The sequence below is a fragment of the Hydrogenophaga laconesensis genome (genome assembly GCF_031457235.1).
GTDB lineage: Bacteria > Pseudomonadota > Gammaproteobacteria > Burkholderiales > Burkholderiaceae_C > Hydrogenophaga > Hydrogenophaga laconesensis.
Window position 1 is genome coordinate 135,211 of the sequence record NZ_JAVDWE010000001.1, and the last position, 17,155, is coordinate 152,365.

The 17,155-nt window shown below is 66.7% G+C and carries 19 protein-coding genes; 10 read left to right on the plus strand and 9 right to left on the minus strand.

Annotated elements, in window-relative coordinates; translation table 11 throughout:
* Window positions 1-94: 94 nt before the first annotated feature.
* On the minus strand, window positions 95-814 hold the full coding sequence (locus J2X09_RS00615; protein ID WP_204731417.1) for a GntR family transcriptional regulator: 720 nt from the start codon (window positions 812-814) through the stop codon (window positions 95-97).
* An 87-nt stretch (window positions 815-901) separates the two neighbouring features.
* Here J2X09_RS00615 and J2X09_RS00620 point away from each other — a divergent pair, with 87 nt between their 5' ends.
* The 7 genes from J2X09_RS00620 to J2X09_RS00650 all read left to right on the plus strand — a co-directional run bounded on the left by J2X09_RS00620 (window position 902) and on the right by J2X09_RS00650 (window position 7,931).
* Window positions 902-2,293, plus strand: a complete 1,392-nt coding sequence (locus J2X09_RS00620) for a Rieske 2Fe-2S domain-containing protein (RefSeq protein WP_204731418.1) — start codon at window positions 902-904, stop codon at window positions 2,291-2,293.
* Window positions 2,290-3,768 carry a glutamine synthetase family protein gene (locus J2X09_RS00625; protein WP_204731419.1) on the plus strand — a complete coding sequence of 493 codons (1,479 nt, stop codon included), beginning with the start codon at window positions 2,290-2,292 and terminating at the stop codon, window positions 3,766-3,768. Before J2X09_RS00620 ends, J2X09_RS00625 begins: the two co-directional genes overlap by 4 nt.
* Before the next feature lie 6 nt (window positions 3,769-3,774).
* Window positions 3,775-4,098 carry a 2Fe-2S iron-sulfur cluster-binding protein gene (locus J2X09_RS00630; RefSeq protein ID WP_204731420.1) on the plus strand — a complete coding sequence of 108 codons (324 nt, stop codon included), beginning with the start codon at window positions 3,775-3,777 and terminating at the stop codon, window positions 4,096-4,098.
* A 79-nt stretch (window positions 4,099-4,177) separates the two neighbouring features.
* A complete protein-coding gene (locus J2X09_RS00635; protein ID WP_204731421.1) occupies window positions 4,178-4,882 on the plus strand; it encodes a fumarylacetoacetate hydrolase family protein in 705 nt (234 codons plus the stop codon).
* Window positions 4,883-4,983: 101 nt separating this feature from the next.
* Window positions 4,984-6,030, plus strand: a complete 1,047-nt coding sequence (locus tag J2X09_RS00640; protein WP_204731422.1) for a TRAP transporter substrate-binding protein — start codon at window positions 4,984-4,986, stop codon at window positions 6,028-6,030.
* A 162-nt stretch (window positions 6,031-6,192) separates the two neighbouring features.
* Entirely contained in the window at window positions 6,193-6,744 is a 552-nt protein-coding gene (locus J2X09_RS00645) for an NUDIX hydrolase (protein WP_204731423.1), read from the plus strand.
* 8 nt (window positions 6,745-6,752) lie between these two features.
* The gene (locus J2X09_RS00650) at window positions 6,753-7,931 is read left to right on the plus strand and encodes an MFS transporter (RefSeq protein WP_204731424.1); all 1,179 of its coding nucleotides are present in this window, start codon (window positions 6,753-6,755) and stop codon (window positions 7,929-7,931) included.
* Between the two features lie 10 nt (window positions 7,932-7,941).
* Here J2X09_RS00650 and J2X09_RS00655 read toward each other — a convergent pair whose 3' ends face one another.
* Genes J2X09_RS00655 through J2X09_RS00665 form a run of 3 tightly spaced genes read right to left on the minus strand, consistent with a single transcriptional unit; the run spans window position 7,942 to window position 9,276 of the window.
* Complete coding sequence (locus tag J2X09_RS00655; RefSeq protein WP_204731425.1) at window positions 7,942-8,265, minus strand: ATPase with chaperone activity; 324 nt, start codon at window positions 8,263-8,265, stop codon at window positions 7,942-7,944.
* A gap of 28 nt (window positions 8,266-8,293) precedes the next feature.
* On the minus strand, window positions 8,294-8,932 hold the full coding sequence (locus J2X09_RS00660) for an ATPase (RefSeq protein WP_204731426.1): 639 nt from the start codon (window positions 8,930-8,932) through the stop codon (window positions 8,294-8,296).
* Window positions 8,929-9,276: a TA system antitoxin ParD family protein gene (locus J2X09_RS00665; protein ID WP_204731427.1), complete on the minus strand. Its 348-nt coding sequence runs from the start codon at window positions 9,274-9,276 to the stop codon at window positions 8,929-8,931. Before J2X09_RS00665 ends, J2X09_RS00660 begins: the two co-directional genes overlap by 4 nt.
* Before the next feature lie 95 nt (window positions 9,277-9,371).
* On the opposite strand from J2X09_RS00665, the gene J2X09_RS00670 reads away from it, so the two are divergent.
* Complete coding sequence (locus J2X09_RS00670; protein WP_204731428.1) at window positions 9,372-10,043, plus strand: DUF1294 domain-containing protein; 672 nt, start codon at window positions 9,372-9,374, stop codon at window positions 10,041-10,043.
* A 109-nt stretch (window positions 10,044-10,152) separates the two neighbouring features.
* Here J2X09_RS00670 and J2X09_RS00675 read toward each other — a convergent pair whose 3' ends face one another.
* The 5 genes from J2X09_RS00675 to J2X09_RS00695 form a co-directional block, all read right to left on the minus strand.
* A complete protein-coding gene (locus J2X09_RS00675) occupies window positions 10,153-12,468 on the minus strand; it encodes a YgiQ family radical SAM protein (protein ID WP_204731429.1) in 2,316 nt (771 codons plus the stop codon).
* A gap of 104 nt (window positions 12,469-12,572) precedes the next feature.
* Window positions 12,573-13,163: a GAF domain-containing protein gene (locus J2X09_RS00680; RefSeq protein ID WP_204731430.1), complete on the minus strand. Its 591-nt coding sequence runs from the start codon at window positions 13,161-13,163 to the stop codon at window positions 12,573-12,575.
* Between the two features lie 22 nt (window positions 13,164-13,185).
* The gene (locus tag J2X09_RS00685) at window positions 13,186-13,638 is read right to left on the minus strand and encodes a MarR family winged helix-turn-helix transcriptional regulator (RefSeq protein ID WP_204731431.1); all 453 of its coding nucleotides are present in this window, start codon (window positions 13,636-13,638) and stop codon (window positions 13,186-13,188) included.
* Window positions 13,628-13,825, minus strand: coding sequence for a hypothetical protein (locus tag J2X09_RS00690; protein WP_204731432.1), 198 nt, complete (start codon window positions 13,823-13,825; stop codon window positions 13,628-13,630). The genes J2X09_RS00685 and J2X09_RS00690 overlap by 11 nt, the downstream gene beginning before the upstream one ends.
* Entirely contained in the window at window positions 13,822-15,390 is a 1,569-nt protein-coding gene (locus J2X09_RS00695) for an FAD-dependent monooxygenase (RefSeq protein ID WP_204731433.1), read from the minus strand. The genes J2X09_RS00690 and J2X09_RS00695 overlap by 4 nt, the downstream gene beginning before the upstream one ends.
* Window positions 15,391-15,497: 107 nt before the next feature.
* On the opposite strand from J2X09_RS00695, the gene J2X09_RS00700 reads away from it, so the two are divergent.
* Together J2X09_RS00700 and J2X09_RS00705 are read left to right on the plus strand one after the other, a co-directional pair.
* Window positions 15,498-16,436 carry a crotonase/enoyl-CoA hydratase family protein gene (locus J2X09_RS00700; RefSeq protein WP_310307012.1) on the plus strand — a complete coding sequence of 313 codons (939 nt, stop codon included), beginning with the start codon at window positions 15,498-15,500 and terminating at the stop codon, window positions 16,434-16,436.
* Between the two features lie 102 nt (window positions 16,437-16,538).
* Window positions 16,539-17,099, plus strand: coding sequence for a bactofilin family protein (locus tag J2X09_RS00705; protein ID WP_204731435.1), 561 nt, complete (start codon window positions 16,539-16,541; stop codon window positions 17,097-17,099).
* Window positions 17,100-17,155: the final 56 nt, after the last annotated feature.

The following is a 17,155-nucleotide window of genomic DNA, read 5'->3' on the forward strand; positions in this document are numbered from 1 at the left end:
GTCCCACGCACCCGCCCCACGTGTGGGCCAAATCCCCATGGCGGAAGGGTCGTTGTGGCGGGCCCTGCAGGCCCGCCACGCTTGTGCTGGACATTCAGCCCACCACCAGCCGGATGCCCGGCAGCACCTGTTCGGATTCGCTGCGGCGCTCCAGCGCCAGCCGCATGTTCATCTGCGCCACCTCGGTGTGCTCCACGGCCAGCGCCTGTGCACGCGCACCTTCACCGCGCCGCAGCGCGTCGAACAGCATGTGGTGCTGACGATGGGCGTAGAGCATCCAGTCGCGGTCCATGGCCACCGTGCCCTGCATGGGCAGCATGGCCGAGGCCGGGGCGAACGGCAGCTTGTCGTTGAGCTCGACGGCACGCTGCAGCGCGCGGTTGCCGCAGGCATCGAGGATGAGGGCATGGAAGCGGTCGTTCATCACTGAGTAAGCGGCGTAGCTCTCGATGGTGAGCGGGTTGTCGGCCAGCAGGCGGTCGCCTTCGTCGAGCACGGTCTGAAGCTGACCCTGCAGCTGGCGCGAGACACCGTGCTCGGCCACCAGCCGCGCGGCCATGCCCTCGAGGTGGCCGCGCACCGAAATCGCGTCGATCACTTCCTGCGCGGTGAACTGGCGCACCAGGTATTTGCCCGTCTCGTTCGCCTCGACCAGGCCCTCCTGCTCCAGCGTGACCAGCGCGGCACGCACGGGCGTGCGCGAGGCCCCGAGGCGCTCGGCCAGTTGCTGCTCGGCCAGGCGCTGGCCGGGTTCGAACTGACCGCTCAGGATCAGGTCGCGCAATTGCATCAAAACAGTATCTTGCAGGCTCATGGCACAAAATGTACACCGAAATCAAAAAACGGGATACCATTTCATACCCCCACCCGTTTATCGCTCCTTTTTGCCGGAAAGCCCCCCATGAAAGCCGAACTCAATCAACGCATCACCCAGGTAGGACCCGGCACGCCCGGCGGCGAATTGTTGCGCCGCTACTGGCAGCCCGTGGCCCTGCTGGACGAATTCGACCCCACACTGGCCCCGGAGATGGCGGTGCGCCCGGTCAAGGCCGTGCGCGTGCTGGGGCAGAACTTCGTGCTGTTCCGCGATGCCCGGGGCCAGTTCGGCCTGCTCGACCGCGATTGCCCGCACCGCGGCGCCGACCTGGCCTATGGCCGCAACGAAGGCGATGGCATCCGCTGCCCCTTCCACGGCTGGAAGTTCGACACGACCGGCCAGTGCATCGAAACCCCGGCGGAGCCCGCCGGAAGCAAGATGTGCAGCCGCATCAAGCAGCGCAGCTACCCGCTGGTGCAGCGCAGCGGCGTGCTGTTTGGCTGGTTCGGCCCCGAAGACCAGACGCCGCCGCCCTTCCCCGAGCTGGACTGCTTCACGGCACCCGACACCCACACCTTTGCATTCAAGGGCCTGTGGCACTGCAACTGGCTGCAATCGCTGGAAGTCGGCATCGATCCGGCCCACGCCTCCTACCTGCACCGCTTCTTCAACGACGGCTCGCTGGAAGACAGCTACGGCAAACAGTTCCGTGGCGCCAGTGCGGGCGACGTGGGCGGCGAACGCTGGCCCATGACCCGCGTGATGCGCGAGTTCGGCCAGCCCACCATCACCTTCGAGCCCAAGCCTTATGGCTTGCAGCTCACCGCGCTGCGCCCGATGACGGACGAGTTGACCCATGTGCGTGTGACCAACGCCGTGTTCCCGCAGACCTTCGTGATCCCGCTGTCGGAGACCATGACCATCACGCAGATGCACGTGCCCGTGGACGACACGCACAACTACTGGTACGCCTTCTTCACCAGCTTCACCGGCCCGGTGGACAAGGACGCGATGCGCACCCCGCGCCTGCAGGCCGTCACCCTGCCCGACTACATCCCCAAGGCGGGTCGTCACAACAACTGGGGCTTCAACGCCGAAGAGCAGCAGACCCGCACCTACCTCGGCATGGGCGAGGACGACATCAACGTGCACGACCAGTGGGCCTGTGAGAGCATGGGCGCCATCCAGGACCGCACGCGCGAACACCTGGGCACCACGGACAAGGTGATCATGGCCAACCGCCGCATGCTGCTGCAGGCCATTGACGCCGTTGAACAAGGCGGCACCGCGCCCGGCGTGGCCGACCCCGCGCAGCACAGCGCCATCGCCGGCCCTGACACGGTGGACGGCATCGCCCCCGCACAGGACTGGGAGAACTGGTGGCAGGACGCGGTGCGCGAGAAACGCGAGGGCGCGCCCTGGCACGACCGTGCGAAGAAGGCGTCAGCCGTCGAGGAAACGGCGGGCGCCAAATGACGTCGTTTGCCCAACGCTGCGGCCTCCACTCTGAAGAGCGCGAGGCCGGGTGCCAGCGCGTGGCCAAGCTCATCGAAGCGAGCGGCATCGAACTGGTGCGATTCGGCTGGTGCGATGCGCACGGGGTGCTGCGCGGCAAGACCCTCACGGCACACGCGGCCTTGCGCGCGCTGCGCGACGGCGTGGGCATGGTCGGCACGCTGATGCTCAAGGACACGGCGGACCGCACGGCCTGGAAAGTGTTCGAACCCGGCGGCGCGGATGACCTGCCCGGCTTTGCCGGCGCGTCCAACCTCATGCTCATGCCTGACCCGGCCAGCTTCACCGTGCTGCCCTGGATGGAGCGCACCGGCTGGCTGCGCTGCCAGCCCTGGTTCGGCGACGGCACACCCGTGCCGCTGGACCCGCGTCGCATGCTTCAGACCGCGCTGGCACGGCTGGGCGAGAAGGGCTATGGCCTGAAGACCGGGCTGGAAGTCGAGTTCCACATCTACCGCATCACCGACACCACGCCCCAGCTGGACCCCGAACTCGCGGCCTGGCCCGGCCTGCCTCCGCGGGTGGAGATGATCCACCCCGGCTACAACCTGCAGGCCGAAGCCATGGTGGACATGAGCGATGAGCCGCTGCGCATCGTGCAGCGCACCGCTCAGGCCCTGGGTTTGCCTTTGCAATCGCTGGAAATCGAGCTGGGCCCGAGTCAGGTGGAGGCGGTGTTCGACGCCACCGACGCCCTCACCGCCGCCGACCAGATGGTGCTGTTCCGCAACGGCGTGCGCCAGGCGCTGCGCCGTGCGGGCTACCACGCCACCTTCATGTGCCGCCCTCCGTTTCCGAACATCATGTCCAGCGGCTGGCACCTGCACCAGTCGCTGATCGATCTGAAGACCGGACGCAACGCCTGCGTGCGCGAGGCGCCCGCGGCCGGCACCACCCGTGCCGACGCCACGCACACGCTCTCCGAGGTGGGCTCTCACTGGCTCGCCGGCCTGCTCTCGCACGCGCGCGGCATGACCGTGCTGTGCACGCCCACCATCAACGGCTTTGCCCGCTTCCGGCCGAACGCGCTCGCACCGCAGGCCGCGCTGTGGGGGCAGGACAACCGGGGTGCCATGCTGCGCGTGGTGGGCGCCGCTGGCGACAACGCCACGCGCATCGAGAATCGCGTGGGCGAGCCGGCCGCCAACCCCTACCTCTACATGGCGGCGCAGATCCACGCCGGACTCGATGGCCTGGCGCGCGCCACGCTGCCCCCGCAGGCCAGCGAGTCGCCCTACGCGGCCGACAACCAGAAGCTGCCGTCCTCGCTGGGCGAAGGCCTGGAGGCGCTGCGCGCCGACACCGCGCTGTGCTCCGCACTGGGCGATGACTTCGTGCGCTACTTCAACCGCATCAAGCAGAGCGAGATCGATCGCCACGCCCAGGCCGAGGACAAGACCGACTTCGAGCGGCGCGAGTACTTCGCCAGAACCTGAAGCACCATGATCTCCATCCGCTTCATCAACGCAGACGGCTCTGAGCAGGTCATCCAGGCCGAGCCCGGCCAGAGTCTCATGAAAGCCGCCGTGGACGCCAACGTCCACGGCATCGAGGCCGACTGCGGTGGCAGCCTCACCTGCGCCACCTGCCACGTCATGATCGGTGCGCCCTGGGCCGCGATGCTGACGGCACCGGTGCCGGACGAAGTCGACATGCTCGATTTCGCGTCCAGCCCGGTCGTGCCCGAGAGCCGTCTGTGCTGCCAGATCCGGCTTACACCATCGATGGACGGCATGGAGGTGCGCCTGCCTGCCTCGCAGCACTGAAGCGCCCCGAAACGGTGCCTGGGCCCGGGGCCGGCGCGTGGCACACTGGTCGTCTCCCGATCCAAGACCTCATCCCGCCATGCAAGACACCCCCTATCTGTTTGCTCCCCCCGCGGTCGTCAGCGTGCCCGTGCTCGGCCGCCCGGAGCGTTTTCCCGTGCACCGCATCTACTGCGTGGGGCGCAACTACGAAGAGCACGCGAAAGAAATGGGCTTCACCGGTCGCGAGCCGCCCTTCTTCTTTCTCAAGCCGGCCGACGCCCTCGTGGTGGCCGAGGCGGGCCAGACGGCCGACATGCCCTACCCCACGCTGACGAAGAACCTGCACCACGAGATCGAACTCGTGGTGGCGATCGGCAAAGGTGGCAGGAACATCAAGGCGGCGGATGCCACCAGGCACATCTACGGCTATGCCGTGGGCCTGGACATGACGCGCCGCGACCTGCAGAACGACATGAAGAAGCAGGGCCGCCCCTGGTGCATCGGCAAGGCGTACGACCAGTCCGCGCCCATCGGCCCCATCACGCCGATCGATCAGGCCGGCAACGTGAACGAGGCGCCGATCTGGCTACAGGTGAACGGCACGGATCGCCAGCGCAGCACGGTGGCCAAACTGATCTGGAACGTGGCCGAGACCATCGAGCACCTGTCCGCCGCGTGGGAACTGCAGCCCGGCGACCTGATCTACACCGGCACGCCCGAAGGCGTGGCGGCGGTGGTGACCGGCGACACGCTGCACGGCGGTGTGGATGGCCTAACACCCATCTCTGTGCGCGTGGCCTGAGCGTGACAGAGGTCTCGACCGAGGGTTAGACCTCTCACGTCCACCACCTGGCCTGACGTATGCTTTTCCCGTTTTTTCATTGACCCCAGGAGACTTTCAAGATGATCCAACGCAGAACCCTGCTCCAGTCTGGTGCAGCCGTGGCCCTCGGTGCACCCGCACTCACAGGCTTCGCCCAGCAAAGCGTCACGCTCAAGTTCCACACCTTCATGGCGCCCCAGTCCAACGTGTACATCAACATGCACAAGGCCTGGATGGACAAGGTCGAGAAGGAATCCGGTGGCCGGATCAAGTTCGAAGGCTATCCTGCCATGCAGCTGGGCGGCACGCCGGTGCAGCTGTTCGACCAGGCACGCGACGGCGTGGTCGACATCGTCTGGACGCTGCCTGGCAACACGCCCGGCCGTTTCCCGCGCACCGAAGTGTTCGAACTGCCATTCATGATGAACAACGCGGAAGCCACCTCCAAGGCCTTCTGGGAGTACATCACCACGATGGCACCCGACGAGTACAAGGAGATCCAGCCGATCGCGCTGCAGGTGCACGGCCCCGGCATGTTCCATATGCGCAGCAAGCAGATCAAGACCGCTGAAGACCTGCGCGGCTCCAAGGTTCGCGGTCCGACCCGCCAGATCACCAAGATGCTGGGCTACCTCGGCGCGATCCCCGTGGGCATGCCGCTGCCGCAGATTCCCGACGCGCTTTCCAAGGGCGTGATCGACGGCTGTGTGATCCCCTGGGAAGTGGTGCCTTCGGTGAAGGTGCACGAACTCACCAAGTTCCACAGCGAGTTCGACCCCGCTGGCGGCGCGCTTTACACCACCACCTTCGTGATGGGCATGAACCGCAACAAGTACGCCTCGCTGCCGCCCGACCTCAAGGCCATCATCGACAAGAATTCCGGCATGGAAACCTCCGGCTGGCTCGGCAAGGTGCAGCAGGCTGGTGACGCGCCCGGCCGTGAAGCCGCCGTCAAGCAAGGCAACACCATCTACACCATCCCTTCGGCCGAAGCGCAGGAATTCAAGCGCAAGGCGCGCCTGGTGGAGGTGGAGTGGGTGCAGGACATGGACAAGCGCGGTTTCGACGGCAAGAAGCTGCTCGAATCGGCCAAGGCCCTGATCGCCAAGCACGGCAAGAAGGCCTGATCTTCACCAGGAAATAGCCGGGCCACAGGCCCGGTTTTTTTTCGCCCGAAGAAACCGTCACCATCCAGAACGTCGTGGGTCCGGCTCCGCCGGCCCGCCAACGCTGCCCCCTTGAGGGTGCGGCGCGAAGCGCCGCAGGGTGGGCTCTCTTACACTGCACCGATGCGTCCGCCCATCAAACACTGCCGCAACTGCGGCACCGCCGTCGAGATGCGCCTGCCCGACGACGGCGACACCCGCATCCGTGCGGTCTGTCCGGCCTGCCATACGGTGCACTACGAAAACCCGCTCACCGTGGTCGGCACCGTGCCGACCTGGGGAGACACCGGTGAGTACGTGCTGCTCTGCAAGCGCAACATCGAACCGCGCTGGGGCAAGTGGACGCTGCCAGCCGGCTTCATGGAACTGGCCGAAACCACGGCCGAGGGTGCGGCCCGCGAGACGCGCGAGGAAGCCGGCGCGCAATTCGAGATCGGCAGCATCTTCACCCTGATGAACGTGGCACGTGTCGGCCAGTTGCACATCTACTACCGTGCCCGCCTGCTCAGCGACCGCTTCGACCCCGGCCACGAGACCATCGAGGCGCGGCTGTTCACCGAAGACCAGATCCCCTGGGAAGAGATTGCGTTCCGCACCGTCAAGGAAACGCTGGAACACTACTTCGCCGATCGTCGCACCGGTCGCTTCGGATTCCACGACTTCGACATCGCCTGAAACCTGGCATGGCCCTGGCACGTGACTGGCCCCTGGTCCTTCGCCTGGGCACGGCGCAAACCCTGGCCTGGGCGTCCACCTACTACCTGCCGGCCCTGCTGGCCGCACCCATGGCGCAAGGCCTGGGCGTGCCGGCATCCCATGTGTGGGGAGCGGTCACCGCCGCCATGCTGCTGTCCGCGGCGCTGGGTCCCTGGGCAGGCCGCGCCATCGACCGCTGGGGCGGGCGGCCAGTGCTCACGGGATCCAGTCTGCTCGCCGCACTCGGCCTGGCGGTCCTGTCCCAGGCGCAAGGCCATGCAGGGCTGGTGCTCGGCTGGCTGTTGCTGGGCGTCGTCATGGGCTGCGGCCTGTACGAAGCGGCCTTCGCCGCGCTGGTGCGGCTCAAGGGGCAGGAGGCCCGCGCATCCATCACCGGCATCACCCTGCTCGCCGGCTTTGCCAGCACCGTGGGCTGGCCGCTCAGTGGCTGGATGGAAGCCACTTTCGGCTGGCGCGGCGCCTGCCTGGGCTGGGCCGCGCTGCACCTGCTGCTGGGCCTGCCGCTGAACGCCAGCCTCCCCCGCGCAGCTCCCATGCCTGAGCCCATCCGCGCCGTGGCGGCGGCAGGCACCGAGCCGCCTGCGCCGCAGGACACACCCCATCCGTGGACAGCCTGGGTGCTCGCCTACGTGTTCGCTGTCACCTGGTTCGTGAGCACCGCCATGGCCACCCACCTGCCCACGCTGCTGATGGCCGGCGGTGCCACCCTGGCTGGAGCCATCGCCATCGGCGCACTGGTTGGCCCCGCCCAGGTGGCGGGGCGCCTGCTGGAGTTCGGCCTCCTGCGCCGGCTGCACCCCGTGTTCGCTGCGCGAGCGGCTTCGCTGGGGCATCCATTGGGTGCGGCCTGCTGGATGCTGCTCGGCCCGGTCGCCGGGCCGCTGTTCGCCATCCTGCATGGCGCGGGCAACGGCATCATGACCATCACCAAGGGCACACTGCCACTGGTGTACTTCGGCCCGGTGGGTTACGGCCGCCGCCAGGGCCTCATCATGCTGCCCTCTCGCCTGGCGCAGGCCTTCGCCCCATTGGTTTTCGGCGCCTGCCTGGCCCGCTGGGGCGAAGGCGCGCTGTGGATATCCAGCGCGCTGGGCCTGAGCGCGTTCGCCGGACTGATGTGGCTGCGCTCCGGCACGTCACGCTGACACCCCGCATTCAGGCATCGGGCATCCCGCCTTCGAGAAGCGACCAGTCCAGCAGTTCGGCCAGGCGGCGCACCACCCACACCGACTCCGCCTCGCTCACCACCACCGGCTCCACCCGCAGGCCCTGCAGGCAGCGCGCGAGCACATCGGACTCGGCGATGCCCAGGCCGAACTCCATGTTGCGGGCAGTCTCCGTGAGCATCTGGGCCAGGTCCTCGCACAGCTCGTAGCGCACGGCCAGCTCGGCGCGCGGCAGGCTGGGCTTCTGGCGGCCTGGCGCCACATACAGCGCCAGAAAGGACGGGGGAATTTCGATCTGCGATTCGTCGGACATGGCGCACTGTAACTGCCACCCTCGCGCATCAGTGCGCGCTGGCGGGCGGGCCCTCGGGCACATCGGCCAGCAGTTGCCGCGCCCAGGCAGGCCAGCGCACCGGGTTCTTCCAGAGCACGCGCCCGGCTCGGCAGCGAGCCACCAGCCTCGGCTGCTGCACCACGCGGTTGCGCGGGCCCGAAGTGTCGTACAGCAAGGCCAGATCGGCCAGCGGAATCGCCCTGGCCAGGTTGGCGAGCGTGCGCGGGTAGCGCGCCAGGATGCGCTCGGGTGGCACGCTGTGGCCGCCTTCCAGCATGCGCTGCTGCACGCGCACCAGCAGATGCCTGGGGTCGTCCACGCAGACGATCAGCAGGATCACCAGGAAGCCGGCGGCTCGCGCGGCCACCAGAAGGTCCAGCTTGGAAGGGTGAGAAAACACCGTCTCGCTCACGAAGGATTCACCAGCCGCCAGGCAGGCCGTGCGCTGCGCGTCGGCCCATTGCCGCGCCATCTGCGAGCGCCTGACGGGCTGCGTGATGTGCTGCAGGTGTGCCGCCTCGTGCAGGTCCGCATTGACGAAAGGCGCTTCGGCCGGGATCAGCCCGGTCTCCAGCGAAGCCCGGTACAGCGTGGATTTGCCCGCGCCGTTGGGCCCTGCCAGCAGATAGAAGACGGGACGGGTCACGCAGCGCGGCGCGCGGCGGGTGCCTTGCTACGGTTGTCCAGCACAGCCTGGCGCACCGCCTGCGCCAGGCGCCCGCTGGACTCCGCCGCCAGGAAGCGGGCCTCGATCGCGTCCACCGGATCGGCCACCTCGGCATGGCGGGCGGCGGCATCGTAGCGGGCAATGGCTTCGCGCGCTTCCTGCACGGTAAGACCGGTTTCCTCGGCAATTCGACCCAGCGTGGCCCAGTATTCGATCTGCCCGGCGACCGAGCGGCGCTGGGGCTGAGCGGCCTCCTTCGCCTGCCGCACAAGACCGGCGGGCAACTTGACCGAGGAAAATGCGCTGCTGCTGGAAGACGACATGGAAAATCTCCTGGATGGCGCATTTTGCGCCATTTGGGATAGCATGACAACCGAACAGGCTTTTCCGGCCGGACACCCATTCAGACACGCCGATCATGAAAAAGCAGGGCACCGTGGTGCGCTGGGACAGCAAGAAGGCCTTTGGCTTCATCCGCTGCCCGCAGATTTCCGCCGACGTCTTCTTCCATCTGCGCGACTACGAGGGCCCACCGCCGACCGAAGGGCTGAGGGTGATGTTCGAAGACATCCACGTCGGCGGCAAAGGGCCGCGCGCCCTGTCGGTGGAGCCGGCGCGCAACACCATCGTCAACGCGCCGCCTGCCGCACCGCCGCCGCCTGCAGGCCCGGAACTGCTGACCAGCAGACAGGCGCCTTCGCGCTCCCGCTCGCAGTGGCAGAAGCGGCGCGATGAACGCCCCCTCTGGATCGGTCTCGGCCTGATGGTTTTCTGGCTGATCCTGTGGCTCGTCGGCATTGGCATGGGGCGCTTCCCCTGGGTAATCCTGACCGCGGTGGTCCTGCTCAACCTGATCACGTTCTACATGTACTGGCGCGACAAGGAAGCGGCCGTCAACGAAACGCAGCGCACGCCCGAAGACTGGCTGCATGGTCTGGCGGTGCTGGGTGGCTGGCCGGGGGCGTGGTTCGCCCAGCAGATCTTTCGCCACAAGACCAGCAAGCAGCCCTTTCGCCTGATCTACTGGGCCACCGTGGCGATCAACATCCTGGCCCTGCTGGCCTGGATGGTCTGGCCGATGCTGAGGTGACCACCGCGCCACCGTCGGCGTCCCCCCTCAAGGGGGCAATGCCTGCGGCCCGGCAAAGCCAGTTGCGCGGCATTTCCGGTCAAGGCACGTCGCTTCGGAAGCGACACCTTCACCGCGGCTTGCGTTTGCCCGCGCCGGTCTCGCGCGGCGGCAGGCCGGTGTGCTGTGTCAGCAGACGGCCTTTGCCGGGCGCACCATTGCCCTTCGCCACCGGCGTGCTGTTCTTGCGCCGTGCGCTCTGGTAGGCGCCATCCGTCATCGGCTGGAACGTCGGAATGAGGTGCTGCTTGCCGTTGCCGATGAGGTCCGCACGGCCCATGGCCTTGAGTGCTTCGCGCAGCAACGGCCAGTTGTTCGGGTCGTGGTAGCGCAAGAAGGCCTTGTGCAGGCGCCGGCGCTTTTCACCGCGCACGATGTCGACCCGCTCGGCACGCTCGTCGCGGTGAATGCCCTTGAGCGGGTTCAGGTTGGTGTGGTACATGGCCGTGGCGGTGGCCATGGGGCTGGGGTAGAAGGTCTGCACTTGGTCAGCGCGGAAACCGTTCTTCTTCAGCCAGATCGCGAGGTTCATCATGTCCTCGTCGCTGGTGCCCGGGTGCGCCGCGATGAAGTACGGAATGAGGTACTGCTTCTTGCCGGCCTCTTCGCTGAACTTCTCGAACAGCTGCTTGAAGCGGTCGTAGCTGCCGATGCCGGGCTTCATCATTTTCGAGAGCGGCCCGCCCTCGGTGTGTTCGGGCGCGATCTTGAGGTAGCCACCCACGTGGTGCTGCACCAGCTCCTTCACGTACTCGGGGCTCTTCACCGCGAGGTCGTAGCGCAGACCCGAGCCGATCAGGATCTTCTTGATGCCGCGCAGTGCCCGCGCGCGCCGGTAGATCTTGATCAGCGGGCCGTGGTCCGTGTGCAGGTTGGAGCAGATGCCGGGGTACACGCAGCTGGGCTTGCGGCAGGCGGCCTCGATCTCGGGCGACTTGCAACCCAGGCGGTACATGTTCGCCGTGGGGCCGCCGAGGTCGGACACCACGCCGGTGAAGCCTTCCACCTTGTCGCGAATGTCTTCGACCTCCTTGATGATCGAGTCTTCCGATCGGCTCTGGATGATGCGGCCCTCGTGCTCGGTGATCGAGCAGAAGGTGCAACCGCCGAAGCAGCCGCGCATGATGTTCACGCTGAAGCGGATCATTTCCCAGGCGGGGATCTTGGTCGCGCCGTCGTGCCGGCCGTGCTCGTCGGCGTACGCCGGATGAGGGCTGCGGGCATACGGCAGGTCGAACACGAAGTCCATCTCGGCCGTGGTCAGCGGGATCGGCGGCGGGTTGATCCAGACGTCGCGGGCGGTGGCGCCTTCGCCGTGCGCCTGCACCAGCGCGCGGGCGTTGCCCGGGTTGGTTTCCAGGTGCAGCACGCGGTTGGCGTGGGCGTAGAGAACGGCATCGCTCTTCACCTGTTCGTAGCTGGGCAGGCGGATCACGCTGCGCTCGCGCAGCGGCACCTTCAGCCGCCCCTTGCCCTGCAGCGCAGGGTTGGGCAAGAACTTCAGTGTCTGAATCGCCGGGTTGACCTCGGCCACTTCGGCCCCGCCCTCTTCCTTCGCGCAGCTCTGCCCCTGCGCCTGGGCTTGCTCGCTGGTGGTGAGGTAGGGGTTGATGTGGCTGTCCACGCGGCCCGGGGTGTCCACTTCCGTGGAGTCGATCTCGATCCAGCCGGCCGCCGTCGGGTCGCCAGGGCGGCGAACGAAGGCGGTGCCGCGCACGTCGGTGATCTGCTCGATGGGTTCGCGCGCCGCGATGCGGTGCGCCACCTCGACCAATGCCCGCTCGGCATTGCCGTACAGCAGCAGGTCGCATTTGCTGTCGACCACGACGCTGCGGCGCACCTTGTCGCTCCAGTAGTCGTAATGCGCGATCCGGCGCAGGCTGCCTTCGATGCCACCGAGCACGATGGGCACATCCTTGAACGCCTCACGGCAGCGCTGGCTGTAGACGATGGCCGCACGGTCAGGCCGTTTGCCGCCTTCGTCGCCCGGCGTATAGGCGTCGTCGCTGCGGATTTTCCGGTCCGCCGTGTAGCGGTTGATCATGGAGTCCATGTTCCCGGCGGTCACGCCCCAGAACAGGTTGGGCCTGCCCAGGGCCTTGAAGGCTTCGGCGCTGGTCCAGTCGGGCTGCGCGATGATGCCCACGCGGAAGCCCTGCGCCTCCAGCACCCGGCCCACCACGGACATGCCGAAGCTGGGGTGGTCGACGTAGGCGTCGCCGGTGACCAGGATGATGTCGCAGCTGTCCCAGCCGAGCTGCTCCATTTCGGCGCGGCTCATCGGCAGGAACGGCGCCACCCCGAACCGCTTTGCCCAGTAGGGGCGGTAGCTGGAGATCGGCTTGGCGGCGCGCGCGAAGAAGGAGACGTCGATGGGGGCGTTCATGGGGCTGTGCACAGACCCGGAGCGCGGGTGGGTGGAAAACCTGTGATTTTACTGGCCCACCCCTGTTTCAGGGGACCGCAGGGGTACTGCCCGGCACCTGCGCCTTACCTGGGCTTGAGATTCCAGTCCGGCACGGATTCGGGCGCCTTGCGCACGACGCGTTGCCGGTCGAGCTTCTGCGCGGTAAGCCGGGCGGTGAATTCCAGGTTCTTGAGGTCTTCCGTGTTCGGCTGGTCGTGCGGGTGGAAGCTGAAACAGCACAAGGTGCCGTAGATGTCGCCGTTCTCCAGCACGATGGGCGTGCTGATGTGCGTGCCGATGGGAAAGGGCACGCTCTTGAGCAGCTCCCTCGTCTCCGGCTGCTTCGAGGCATCCGCGATGAAGCGCGGCAGGCGACCGTCGACCACGCGCTGGCACCAGGAGCGCTCGAGCGGTTCAGCGCCGCCTTCGCTGATCACGGGGGAGTCGGGCGCGGTGGAGACGTGCCGGAACACGCGCTGGCCTTCGGTGAATTCCGAGACGAACACCACATCCATCTTCATGCGTTCACGCAAGAGGCGCAGCACGTCGGACACGGACTTGTCGATGAGCTCGTCGGAGCTGTCTGCGGTGGCCACCAGCAACTCGGTGACCTGCACGGTGAGGTCGTCGGCCTTGTAGCCCAGATCGTTCAGAGGATTCAAGGTGTGCTTCATGGCTTTTTATAAACGAAGCCATTCAATCCCCGCCACTGTGGAGTTGGGAATGCGCGATGAGTCGGTCAAAAAATGTTTCCAACTGTCTCTGCTCGCTGGCGGACAAGCAACCAAAGATGTCGGCGTTGCGCTGCGCGATCAGGCGCATCACGCGCTTCCAGAGCACACGCCCGCTGCGCGTGGGTGTGAGCACCACACCGCGCGCATCGACCTCGCTGGCCGACTTGAGCACCAGCTCGCGCTCCACCAGCATCTGCGCCGCGCGGCTGGCCTGGGCCTTGTTCAGATGGGCTCGGGCGGCGAGGTCGTTCACCGAAAGCGGTGCGAATTCACCGATGGCCGCCAGGCAACGTGCCTCGCCCACCCCCAGCCCCATCGCGGCGTAGGCCTCGCCCGTATGGCGATCGGTGAGCTTGTTGAGCTTGTGCAGGCGATAGGTCAGGAAGGCCTGCAACGAAGGGGCTTCAGCGTCCATCGGGTCCTCCGTCCGCGCTCTGCGCCAGCGCATTGGCCACCAGCGGAAGCACCTGGTCGGCGCGCTCGAAGCGGCTCATCAACGACAGGCACAGCATGGAAAGAAACAGCGGTGCACGCGCTTCGCCCACCTGAGAGAGCGCCTCGCAAACGGCGCTGTAGGTCTGGTCAAGATCGCTGTCGGTCATGCCAGCACGCCTGTGGTCTTGAGGGCCGCGCGCACCGGCGCGGGGTCGAGGCCGTGCCAGCGGCCCATCACGTAGCCATCGGGCCGGACGAGCACCAGCGCGACCTCATCAGGGCCCTTCAGGCCATAGCGCTGCCAGGCCTGCCCCAGGGTGTCCGTCGTCGGCGGCAGGTCGATCACGGTAACGCCAAGATCCTGCAGCGTCGGCCCCACACCACCAAAGGCCAGGCAGACGAAGCCTTGGCCCAGGCGGCTGCTCAGGTGCCATACCTGCGTCCCGTCCGTCAGCTGCGCCTCAGGGGCAGGCGCGCCCGGCGCAGCCCGCTGGTCGGTCCATCCATCGCCCTGCGTGGCGTTCAACGGCGAACCCACGTAGTTGATGGGCGATGACTGACGCGGATTGATCAGCGGACGCACGTGACTGTCGCTCACCGCCAGGCGCAAGGTGGCTTCGCGCATGAGGCGGTAGGCGAAGTTCGGGGGAGCCATGAATTCCGTGCTTTTGGCACCGTAGGCGATGTTCTCGCGCGTGGCGTGAACGCGTTCGATGGAATAGGAATCCAGCAGGCGATCAGGCGACTGGCCTCGCAACACCCGCGCCAGTTTCCAGGCGAGGTTGCCGGCGTCGTCCAGACCGGAGTTCAGGCCCCGCACACCGAAGATGGGGACGAGGTGGGCCGCGTCCCCCGCGAAGAACACACGGCCCTGCCGATAGCTTGGCAACGTGAGGCACTTGGCGTTGTAGATCGAAATCCACAAGGGCTCCCAGGGTTCGTTCTCGCCGATCATCGCCAGATGGCTGCGCACACGCGGCAGAACGTTCTCGGGCTTGACCGCCTCGACGGGATCTTCGTCGTCGCGGATCTGATAGTCGATGCGCCAGACGTCGTCGGGCTGGCGGTGCATGAGGATGGTCGATCCGGGGTTGGACGGCGGATCGAACCAGGCCAGGCGCTCCACCGCACGGTGCGTTTTCTGCACCACGTCCACGATCACGTACTTGCCCTCGTACTGCGTACCCTGCAGCTGCAAGCCCAGCTGTTCGCGCACCGTGCTGCGCCCGCCATCGCAGGCCACGAGAAAGCCGGCGTGCACGGTCTGTCGGCCAGTGGGCGTCTCCACCTGCACCTGGACGCCGTCGGCCTGCGGTCGTACCGCCACCAGACGACTGTTCCAGTGGACGCGGGCCAGATCGCCGAAGGACAGCGCTGCGCGGTGGGCGAATTCCTCCACGTAGAACTGCTGGATGTTCACCATGGGCGCGAAGCGCTGCGTCGGCTCGGTCGGCATTTCGAAATGAAGCACCTCGGCATCGCGCCAGTGGCTGCGCCCGCCGGCCCAGCTCAGGCCCTTCTCGACCAGGGGAACGTCCGCACCCACCCAGCCCAGGATTTCCAGGGAACGCCGGGACATGCAGATGGCGCGGCTGCCACTGCAGTAACCGTCATCCGCCTCGATGACGAGATGGCCAATGCCTTCCTTCGCCAGCAAGGCGGACAGCGTGAGGCCTACGGGACCGCCTCCGGCGATCAGGACAGGGACGGTAGATGGCAGATTCTGGTGCATGACATCGGCATATGGTTGCGCGCGCAACTTTACGCGGATTCAGTTGCGTGCACAACCATATGCCGATGTCCCGCATGCAACTGCGGCCTTCGGAACAGCTGCCTATCATGGGGAAAACCCAGGAGACAACCATGCCCGACTTCAAGACCTTGCGCATCGAAAGAGACGCGGATCAGCCCCGCATTGCCCGCCTGCTGCTCAACCGCCCCGAGCGGCTCAACGCCATCAACGACGACACGCCGCGGGAGATTCGTGCCGCCGTGGAGTGGGCCAATGCCGACGACGAGGTGCACGTGATCGTGGTCGAAGGCGCGGGCAAGGGCTTCTGCGGCGGCTACGACCTCTCCATGTTCGGCGAAGGCGAGATCGACCATCCCTGCCAACAGGAACGCCACCCATGGAATCCGATGGACGACTACGCCTTCATGAAGCGCAACACCGAAGACTTCATGGCGCTGTGGCGCAGCCCCAAGCCCACCATCGCCAAGGTGCATGGCGCGGCGGTGGCCGGCGGCAGCGACATCGCCCTGTGCTGTGACCTGCTGGTGATGGCCGACGACGCCCGCATCGGCTACATGCCGACGCGCGTATGGGGTTGCCCTACCACGGCAATGTGGACCTACCGCCTGGGTGCGGCGCGCGCCAAGCAGATGATGTTCACCGGCAACGTGATCGATGGCCGCACGGCCGCCGCCTGGGGCCTGGCGAACGAGTCGGTGCCGCTGGACGGCCTCGAGGCCGCCACGATGCGGCTGGCCGAGCGCATCGCCGGCGTGCCACGCTCTCACCTGGCCATGCACAAGATGGTGGTGAACCAGGTCATGCTCACCATGGGGCTCGAGCAGACACAACAGATGGCCACGCTGTTCGACGGCATCACGCGACACAACCCCGAAGGCCTGTGGTTCCGCCGGCACGCGCAAGAGGCAGGCTTCAAGGACGCGGTGCAGTGGCGCGACAGCGGACGGCCGATTCCGGAAGGCGACGAAGCACGTGCCCTGATTCAGGCCATGGAGAAACGCAAGGGGTCATCCCCGAAAAAATGAAACCGCATGTACGGTTCATCTCGTTACCCCTCTTACGGAACGCATAGGAATGTAAGGGGCATGGCCCTTAGCATGGCCGCTTCACTTTTTGAAGGAGCTGGCATGGCACTGCACTTTGGCAAACGAGACGACCAACCCAAAACCCTGAACACCGGCATGGCCACGCAACGCTACGGCCAGCCCTCCAGCAGCGCGACCAGCTCGCAAGCCCAGCCGCAGACCCCATCCACCCCCGAGGCGGATCTGGCCACGCCGGTCGCCAGCACCACCACGGCATCCGCCGCGGTGCCCGAAGGCGGCAGCAAGCTCACGGTCGGACCGAACATCAAGCTCAAGGGCGTGGAAATCACGGACTGCGACACGCTGGTGGTCGAAGGCCTCGTGGAAGCAACGATGGATTCGCGCGTGATCCAGATCGCGCAACAAGGCGAGTTCAAGGGGTCCGCCGAAATCGATATCGCCGAGATCCGTGGTGTGTTCGACGGCAACCTCACGGTGCGCCAGAAGCTCGTCATCTACGCATCGGGCAAGGTCACCGGCAAGATCCGCTATGGCAAGGTCGTGATCGAGGAAGGTGGCCAGCTCGCCGGCGACATCGAATGCTCCGCCTCGGCCCAAGAGGCCAAACAGGGGGCGCAACGCTCCATGGCCCTGGCGGCCTGATCCCGCGGGCTGACGCCGGGCCGGGGCCTGCCCGGCGTCGTTGCCCGCCCCCGGCG

What these genes read in the sequence shown, in the direction of transcription:
- J2X09_RS00615 (WP_204731417.1), bottom strand. Translation starts at nt 814, where the DNA reads ATGAGCCTGCAAGATACTGTTTTGATGCAATTGCGCGACCTGATCCTG.
- J2X09_RS00620 (WP_204731418.1), top strand. Translation starts at nt 902, where the DNA reads ATGAAAGCCGAACTCAATCAACGCATCACCCAGGTAGGACCCGGCACG.
- J2X09_RS00625 (WP_204731419.1), top strand. Translation starts at nt 2,290, where the DNA reads ATGACGTCGTTTGCCCAACGCTGCGGCCTCCACTCTGAAGAGCGCGAG.
- J2X09_RS00630 (WP_204731420.1), top strand. Translation starts at nt 3,775, where the DNA reads ATGATCTCCATCCGCTTCATCAACGCAGACGGCTCTGAGCAGGTCATC.
- J2X09_RS00635 (WP_204731421.1), top strand. Translation starts at nt 4,178, where the DNA reads ATGCAAGACACCCCCTATCTGTTTGCTCCCCCCGCGGTCGTCAGCGTG.
- J2X09_RS00640 (WP_204731422.1), top strand. Translation starts at nt 4,984, where the DNA reads ATGATCCAACGCAGAACCCTGCTCCAGTCTGGTGCAGCCGTGGCCCTC.
- J2X09_RS00645 (WP_204731423.1), top strand. Translation starts at nt 6,193, where the DNA reads ATGCGTCCGCCCATCAAACACTGCCGCAACTGCGGCACCGCCGTCGAG.
- J2X09_RS00650 (WP_204731424.1), top strand. Translation starts at nt 6,753, where the DNA reads ATGGCCCTGGCACGTGACTGGCCCCTGGTCCTTCGCCTGGGCACGGCG.
- J2X09_RS00655 (WP_204731425.1), bottom strand. Translation starts at nt 8,265, where the DNA reads ATGTCCGACGAATCGCAGATCGAAATTCCCCCGTCCTTTCTGGCGCTG.
- J2X09_RS00665 (WP_204731427.1), bottom strand. Translation starts at nt 9,276, where the DNA reads ATGTCGTCTTCCAGCAGCAGCGCATTTTCCTCGGTCAAGTTGCCCGCC.
- J2X09_RS00670 (WP_204731428.1), top strand. Translation starts at nt 9,372, where the DNA reads ATGAAAAAGCAGGGCACCGTGGTGCGCTGGGACAGCAAGAAGGCCTTT.
- J2X09_RS00675 (WP_204731429.1), bottom strand. Translation starts at nt 12,468, where the DNA reads ATGAACGCCCCCATCGACGTCTCCTTCTTCGCGCGCGCCGCCAAGCCG.
- J2X09_RS00680 (WP_204731430.1), bottom strand. Translation starts at nt 13,163, where the DNA reads ATGAAGCACACCTTGAATCCTCTGAACGATCTGGGCTACAAGGCCGAC.
- J2X09_RS00685 (WP_204731431.1), bottom strand. Translation starts at nt 13,638, where the DNA reads ATGGACGCTGAAGCCCCTTCGTTGCAGGCCTTCCTGACCTATCGCCTG.
- J2X09_RS00690 (WP_204731432.1), bottom strand. Translation starts at nt 13,825, where the DNA reads ATGACCGACAGCGATCTTGACCAGACCTACAGCGCCGTTTGCGAGGCG.
- J2X09_RS00695 (WP_204731433.1), bottom strand. Translation starts at nt 15,390, where the DNA reads ATGCACCAGAATCTGCCATCTACCGTCCCTGTCCTGATCGCCGGAGGC.
- J2X09_RS00700 (WP_310307012.1), top strand. Translation starts at nt 15,498, where the DNA reads ATGGGGAAAACCCAGGAGACAACCATGCCCGACTTCAAGACCTTGCGC.
- J2X09_RS00705 (WP_204731435.1), top strand. Translation starts at nt 16,539, where the DNA reads ATGGCACTGCACTTTGGCAAACGAGACGACCAACCCAAAACCCTGAAC.